This window comes from Agromyces sp. P1_H4 (assembly GCF_056405255.1).
The window spans coordinates 1-2,944 of the sequence record NZ_JBFUCL010000410.1; the positions used below are offsets into that span (position 1 = coordinate 1).

The 2,944-nt window shown below is 72.4% G+C and carries 4 protein-coding genes and 1 pseudogene; 2 read left to right on the forward strand and 3 right to left on the reverse strand.

The features are described 5' to 3' along the window. From AC1DY2_RS18040 to AC1DY2_RS18050, 3 genes and pseudogenes are all read right to left on the reverse strand, one after another. Window positions 1-275, reverse strand: a pseudogene (locus AC1DY2_RS18040) (ATP-dependent DNA ligase); the annotation flags it as partial. Between the two features lie 85 nt (window positions 276-360). Beyond that, window positions 361-786, reverse strand: coding sequence for a VOC family protein (locus AC1DY2_RS18045; RefSeq protein WP_476763665.1), 426 nt, complete (start codon window positions 784-786; stop codon window positions 361-363). Window positions 787-885: 99 nt separating this feature from the next. Then, window positions 886-2,079: an MFS transporter gene (locus AC1DY2_RS18050; RefSeq protein ID WP_476763666.1), complete on the reverse strand. Its 1,194-nt coding sequence runs from the start codon at window positions 2,077-2,079 to the stop codon at window positions 886-888. Window positions 2,080-2,165: 86 nt separating this feature from the next. On the opposite strand from AC1DY2_RS18050, the gene AC1DY2_RS18055 reads away from it, so the two are divergent. Both AC1DY2_RS18055 and AC1DY2_RS18060 read left to right on the forward strand, forming a co-directional pair. Further along, the gene (locus AC1DY2_RS18055) at window positions 2,166-2,702 is read left to right on the forward strand and encodes a winged helix-turn-helix transcriptional regulator (RefSeq protein ID WP_476763667.1); all 537 of its coding nucleotides are present in this window, start codon (window positions 2,166-2,168) and stop codon (window positions 2,700-2,702) included. A 54-nt stretch (window positions 2,703-2,756) separates the two neighbouring features. Then, window positions 2,757-2,944: GntR family transcriptional regulator (locus AC1DY2_RS18060; RefSeq protein WP_476763668.1), on the forward strand; the 188-nt coding region annotated here is incomplete at its 3' end.

The window sequence follows — 2,944 nt, forward strand, 5'->3', positions numbered from 1 at the left end:
GCTCCACCCGTGAGAGCCAGCCGGTCGAGCAGCTCGTCGAGCTCGGCCACGGTGAGGCTGGGCTCGGCGGCCGGCTCGCCCATCGCGGCGGCGACCCCGCGCCATCCGACGCCGACACGGCCCTGTCGCGGCTTGCCCACGAGGAACCCGACCGCGGGCGCGATCTCGTCGGGCTCGAGCCGACGGAGGAGATCGGCCAGCGCGTCGACCTTGGCCAGGCGCGAGCGCGTCGACGTGACGGCGTCGGCCGTGGTCACGAGCTCGTCGAGCAGCACGGGGCCAGTCTGCCACCGGCATCCGACATCGACGCGGCGACCGATCACCGAAGATCTGCGGCGCGACCTGCCGGACCTCAGCGCCTCACATCGCCCTGGTGCCGTCGGACATCACCGGCGAGATGAGCCCGAACACGTTGCCGTCGGGGTCGAGCAGGTAGCCGACCCTGCCGACGCCCTGCATGTCGTCGGCGGGCAGGGCCTCGGCGCCGCCCAGTTCCAGGCCGCGACGCATGAGCGCGTCGACGTCATCGACGCCCACGACGATGTTGCATCCGTTCACGGCGGCGCCCACCTCGGGCTTCGGGCCCATGCGCTGGGTCAGGCCGCYGTTGATGCCGAGGCCCGGCTGCCCGGCGGTGTTGCCGATGGCACCCTCGCCGGTGTCGATGGACCAGTACGGCATCTCGCCGAACTGCGTGAACTCCCATCCGAGCAGCTCGGAGTAGAAGTCGATGAGCCGCTGCGGCTCCGACGCGTGGATCTCGAAGTGCACGACGAGGTTCGCCATGGTGTCTTCCCTGTCTCGGATGCCGCACACGGTACGCCCGGGCGCCGACATCCGCGACCCTGGCGAGGACCCAGCCCGCGACCGGGCCGCGACGTCGAATTACGCCGACGCGACCACGGCACTCCGCCTCCGCCCGGCGTTCGCCACCACGAGCGCCGCGACGCCGAGCAGGAGGATGACCGGCGCCCCGAGCTCGAGCGCGACCTGCAGGCCCGCGGTCGTGGCGAGCACGCCGAGCCCGAGCGCCGCGACCGCCTGCACGAGGTAGCCCACGACGTAGGCCGCCGAGATCACGGCCGCGCGATGGTGTGCGGGCGCGCTCCCGGTGACGAGGCCGAGCCCGCCCGAGAACATGAGGCTGTAGCCGGCGCCCGCCACGAGCGATGAGGCGATGAATGCCGCGAGCGAGTGGTCGAGCCCCGCCACGATGAGCAGGCCGAGACCCACGAGCGCGAGCGCCGGACCGAGCGTGACGGCGACCCGGGGGCGCAGCGGCCGGGCGAGCACCGCGACCACGCCGATCGTCACCGCCGAGATGGAGATGATGGCGCCGTTGACGAACGCATTGTCGCTGCGCACGAGGTCGCGGGCGATCTGCGCGCCGAGCGCGAGGAAGATGGCGCCCATCGCATAGGCCGCCGAGATGCCGAGTGTGCCGGCCGTGAACGCCCCACGCTCCTCACGCGGCATCCGGGGCAGTCGCGGTCGCCACGTGCCGGATGCCTCGTCGCGGGTGTGCCGGGGAAGGGCGAACACGAACGCACCGACCAGCACCGTGACCGCCGTGAGCACCCAGAAGCTCAGGTGCAGCGGGGCCGGCGCGTACTGCACGAGCGCTCCCCCGACGATCGTCGCGAGTGCCAGCCCGCCGGCGGTGGCCGCGGTCGTCGCCGAGCTCGCACGGCGTGCGCCGTCGCGGCCGCCGAACTCGACCATGGCGGCCGTGGCTGGGCTCAGCGAGAGCCCGACGCCGACGCCCATGAGCGCGCGTCCGATGAAGACCCAGGCCAGGTCGGGAGCGAGCCCGAAGGCGACCGAGCCGGCCGTGAGCGCAGCCAGCCCCATCAGGATGACCGCCCGCCGGCCGATCACGTCGGACAGGTTGCCGAACACGATGAGCACCGGCACCAGCACGAGCGGGTAGATCGCGAAGATCGCGGTCGTCACCGACGGCTGCAGCTGCCACTCCGCCGCATACAGCGGATACACGACCGTGGGCGCTGCGCTCGCCCAGAGCGCGAGTCCGGCGACGGATGCCGCGGTCCAGAATCCTGCCCGATCCGATAGAGCCATGGGTGCCGCCTCTCGATCCCCTGAGTTGGAATCACCAAGTTAGCACGCTGGATCTGTTTTTCCTAGTCAGTTGGTATGCTGAATGCATGGAACGTGAAGCGGATGCCACGGCGACCGCCGTCGGCGAGCTGACGCTTGCCGTGACTGCCGTCGGCCGCACCGACGACGCCGCCGCGGCCGTCGAGCGCTGCTCGATCGCCCGCAGCCTCGAGGTGCTCGGCCAGAAGTGGTCGCTGCTCATCGTGCGCGAGGCGATGTGGGGCCGCACCCGATTCGCCGAGTTCCGCTCCCGCCTGGGCATCGCGCCCGACGTGCTCACTGACCGCCTCGGACGACTCGTCGACGGCGGCATCCTCGAGCGTCGGCCCTACCGCGACGAGGGCGAGCGCGAGCGCGAGGAATACGTGCTGACGGATGCCGGGCGGGCCCTGCTGCCGGTCCTCGCCGCCATGAGCGCCTGGGGCGACGAGCACCGCCCGAGCGGTTTCGGGCCGGCCGCCCTCTACACCGACCGCGACTCGGGCGCTCCCCTGCGTCTCGCGTTCGTCGACGCCGACGGCGTGGAGCGCGACCCCGCGGGCGTCGCCGTCGTGCGCGGGCCGGGCGCCCGGCCGCTCGCGTAGCCGCTCGTCACACCTGCCTTGACATGCGCTGCGGCATCCGCTGCAATATATTGCATGCCACTGACCGCCGCACGCGCCGTCGTGCGCCCGAGCTCCCTGCGCGACTACGCCTACCGCGAGCTGCGCGACGCGATCGTGAGCGGCGAGCTCGCCCCCGGCGAGCGCCTGCGCGACCCCGAGCTCGAGCAGTGGCTCGGGGTGAGCCGCACGCCGATCCGCGAGGCGATCGCGCGGCTCGAGAT